The sequence below is a fragment of the Actinomycetospora sp. genome, from assembly GCF_055612215.1.
The window spans coordinates 1-3,374 of sequence record NZ_JBVPVA010001015.1 but is presented as its reverse complement, the minus strand read 5'-3'; the positions used below and the strand labels follow the sequence as shown (position 1 = coordinate 3,374).

At 75.4% G+C, this 3,374-nt stretch carries 4 protein-coding genes and 1 pseudogene; all 5 read left to right on the top strand.

Going from position 1 to position 3,374, the window contains the following annotated elements:
- Nucleotides 1–411, top strand: a pseudogene (locus tag AC0CYZ_RS27590) (nitrite reductase (NAD(P)H)); the annotation flags it as partial.
- On the top strand, nt 408–848 hold the full coding sequence (gene nirD / locus AC0CYZ_RS27585) for a nitrite reductase small subunit NirD (protein WP_472221308.1): 441 nt from the start codon (nt 408–410) through the stop codon (nt 846–848). The pseudogene AC0CYZ_RS27590 and the gene nirD, both read left to right, overlap by 4 nt.
- Complete coding sequence (locus AC0CYZ_RS27580; protein ID WP_472221307.1) at nt 845–1,726, top strand: uroporphyrinogen-III synthase; 882 nt, start codon at nt 845–847, stop codon at nt 1,724–1,726. The genes nirD and AC0CYZ_RS27580 overlap by 4 nt, the downstream gene beginning before the upstream one ends.
- A complete protein-coding gene (locus tag AC0CYZ_RS27575; protein WP_472221306.1) occupies nt 1,723–2,418 on the top strand; it encodes a sirohydrochlorin chelatase in 696 nt (231 codons plus the stop codon). The genes AC0CYZ_RS27580 and AC0CYZ_RS27575 overlap by 4 nt, the downstream gene beginning before the upstream one ends.
- 267 nt (nt 2,419–2,685) lie before the next feature.
- Nucleotides 2,686–3,374, top strand: a 689-nt coding sequence (locus tag AC0CYZ_RS27570; RefSeq protein WP_472221305.1) for a bestrophin-like domain, incomplete at its 3' end; no start/stop codon positions are given.

The window sequence follows — 3,374 nt, the reverse complement described above, 5'->3', positions numbered from 1 at the left end:
ATCGACCGGTTCCTGATGTTCTACGTGCGCACCGCCGACCGGCTGCAGCGCACCGCGCCGTGGATCGAGTCGCTGGAGGGCGGCATCGACCACCTCCGCGAGGTCGTCATGGCGGACTCGCTGGGCATCTGCGACTCGCTCGACGAGCAGATGGCCCGCCACGTCCGCAGCTACGCCGACGAGTGGGCGGCCGTCCTCGACGACCCCGACAAGCTCGAGCGGTTCCACTCGTTCGTCAACGCCCCCGGGACGCCGGATCCGACGATCGAGTTCGTCGACCACCTCGGCCGGCGCGTCCCGGCCGGGATGAAGGACGGCCAGCCGACCGACCTGGGGTCGCTCGGGTTCGACACCTCGCCCGCGCCGACACGGATCGCGGGCCCGACGATCCCCGTGGGAGCCCCGGCATGACCGCCTCCGGCCTCGACGCCGACGTCCGTCACCACCCCGAGGGCACGACGGCGGGTGCGGAGGCCAAGGACCCCCGGCCGGAGCCGACGACGCCGGCCGCGCCGGCCCCCGTCGAGGGGTGGACCCGGGTCTGCCCGCTCGAGCGCCTGCAGCCCGAGCGCGGGGTGTGCGCGTTGGTCGCCGGCGAGCCGGTCGCGGTGTTCCGCACGCACGACGACCGCCTCTTCGCGCTGCACAACCTCGACCCGTTCTCCGGGGCGTCGGTGCTCTCCCGGGGCATCGTCGGCGACCTCGGCGGGACGCCCGTCGTCGCGTCCCCGCTGTACAAGCAGCACTTCGCCCTCGAGTCGGGGGTCGCCGTCGAGGACGACTCGGTCGTCGTGGCCACCTATCCTGTGCGGGTGGTGGACGGGACGGTCGAGGTCGGGAGCGCATGACCCAGGTGACGGACGAGGCAGCGGGTCCGTTGGCGGGCGTGCGGATCGGGGTCACCGCCGACCGGCGCGCCGACGACCAGATCGACCTGCTCCACCGCCGGGGCGCCACGACGCGGCACGGCGCGACGATGCGGATCGTCCCCCTCGCCGACGACACCGACCTCGCCGCGACCACCCGCGCGCTCGTGGACGCGCCACCCGCCGTCGTCGTCGCCACCACCGGCCAGGGCTTCCGCGGCTGGCTGGAGGTCGCCGACCAGTGGGGGCTGGGCGAGCGGCTGCGGGCCGTGCTCGGCGACGCGACGCTGCTCGCGCGCGGCCCGAAGGCCCGCGGCGCCATCCGCGGGTCGGGGCTGCGCGAGGCGTGGTCGGCGGACGCCACCGAGTCGTCGCCCGAGGTCCTCGAGCACCTGCTCGCGGGCGGGGCCGGGCCGCTGGCCGGGACGCGCGTCGCGGTCCAGCTGCACGGCGACCCGATGACGTCGTTCCTGGCCGCCCTGCGCGAGGCGGGCGCCGACGTCGTCCTGGTGCACGTCTACCGGTGGGAACCGCCGCCCGACCTGCCCGCCGTCGACGCGTTGGTCGCGGCGATCGTCGACCGCGAGCTCGACGCGGTGACCTTCACCAGCGCGCCGGCCGTCGAGGGACTGCTCCACCGCGCGGAGGTCCTGGGACGCACGGACGAGCTGCTCGCGGCGCTGCGGGCGGGGCCGGCCGGCACGGGCGTGCTCGCGTGCGCGGTGGGCCCGGTGACGGCCGCGCCGCTGGACGCCCGCGGGATCCCCTCGATCGCCCCCGACCGGTTCCGGCTCGGCGCGATGGTGCGGCGCCTCGAGGAGCACGTGCGCGGCGAGGCCGCCGTGGAGCCCGCGAGGTGAGACCCGCCCTCGTCGTGCTGGCGCACGGCACCGGGGACGCCGCCGGCCGGAACACGTGGGGCCGGCTGCTCGTTGGGCTGCGCGCGGCGCTGCCCGGCGTCGAGGTCCGGCTCGCGTACGCCGGCGTCGCGCGCCCGCAGCTCGCGGACGTGCTCCCGCGGACGGCCGGTCCGGTCGTTGTCGTGCCGGCGTTCCTCGCGGCGGGCTTCCACGTGCGGGTCGACGTGCCGGGGCAGCTCGCGGCGATCGGGCGCGAGGACGTGACCCTGGCCGAGCCGTTGGGGCCCGACCCCGCGCTGGTCGACGTCGCGCTGGCCCGCCTGGGCGAAGCGGCCTGGCGCGGCCAGCGGGTGGTGCTGGCGGCCGCGGGCTCGACCGACCCCGTCGCGCAGGAGGACCTCCGGACGGCCGCGGGGATCTTCGCGGAGCGGCTCGGGACGCCGGTGCCCGTCGGGTACATCGCGGGCGGGGCCCCGCGGGTCGCGGACGTGGTCGCCGCCCAGGACCGGCCGGTCGCGCTGGCGACGTGGCTGCTCGCGCCCGGCGCGTTCCACCGCTGGCTCGCCGACGCGGGCGCCGAGGTGGTCGCCGAGCCGCTGGGCGAGCACGACGGCGTCGTCGACGTGGTGGTGGACCGGTACGTGCGCTGCGTGCCGGCGATCGCCCGCGGCGGGTCCGACGGCGTCCCGTGATCGGACGGTCGGGGCCGAACGGGACGTAGGGCCCGGCTCAGCGGGGCGAGTTCGTCCGGATGCCCCTCGTGCCCGTCGATCGTCGGTAGCAGGGTGGTCGCGACTCGCGGGTGAATGCGCAAGGGGGGAGCCGGATGGACGACGGGATGGCACCCGATCTCGGGGCGGTGTTCGACGAGCACGTCGCCGACCAGTTCGTCGTGCAGGACGTCGCCGCGACGATGGCGACGATGACGCCCGAGCCCGGCGCCGCGGCGGCCCGCTGAGATGTCCAGCTGGCCGATCTGGCTCGTCGGGCTCCTGCTGGTCGTGGTCATGCCGGCACTGGTCGTCGCCGCCCAGGCCGGTCTGCGGCGGGCCTGGCCCGCGCTCCGGGAAGGCGACCACAACGAGGTGGCCGGGTTCATCATCGCGGTCGTCGGTGTGATCTACGCGGTGCTGCTGGGCTTCGTGGTGATCGTGAGCTGGGAGAACTTCAGCGAGGCCGAGCACGTGGTGGGGCAGGAGGCCAGCGCGCTGCGCACGATCTACCGCGACAGCGCCGCCTTCCCGCCCCCCGTCCGCGACCAGATCCACGCCTACGTGCGGAGCTACGCGACCGTCGCCGTCGAGAACGACTGGCCGGCGATGTCCCGCGGCGAGCCCGGCTCGCCCGAGACGACCCATGCGCTCGACGACCTGTCCCAGTACCTGGCCACGATGCCCACGACCAGCCCGGACGAGCTGCAGTTCAAGCAGGTCGAGGCCGACCGGTTGAACGACCTGGTCACGGCCCGGTCGACGCGCCTGGACTACGTGTCCCAGGGCGTCCCCGGTGTCCTGTGGCTGGCACTGGTCGTGGGCGCCGGTGTGACGATCGGCTTCACGATGATCTTCGGTCTCGGCAGCGCGCTGCTCCACACGGTCATGACCGCCAGCCTCGCGGCGCTCGTCGGGGTGCTGTTGTTCGTCGCCGT

Bases quoted from the DNA above. Each gene is read 5' to 3' on its own strand.
- AC0CYZ_RS27580 (WP_472221307.1), top strand. From the start codon at position 845: ATGACCCAGGTGACGGACGAGGCAGCGGGTCCGTTGGCGGGCGTGCGG.
- nirD (WP_472221308.1), top strand. From the start codon at position 408: ATGACCGCCTCCGGCCTCGACGCCGACGTCCGTCACCACCCCGAGGGC.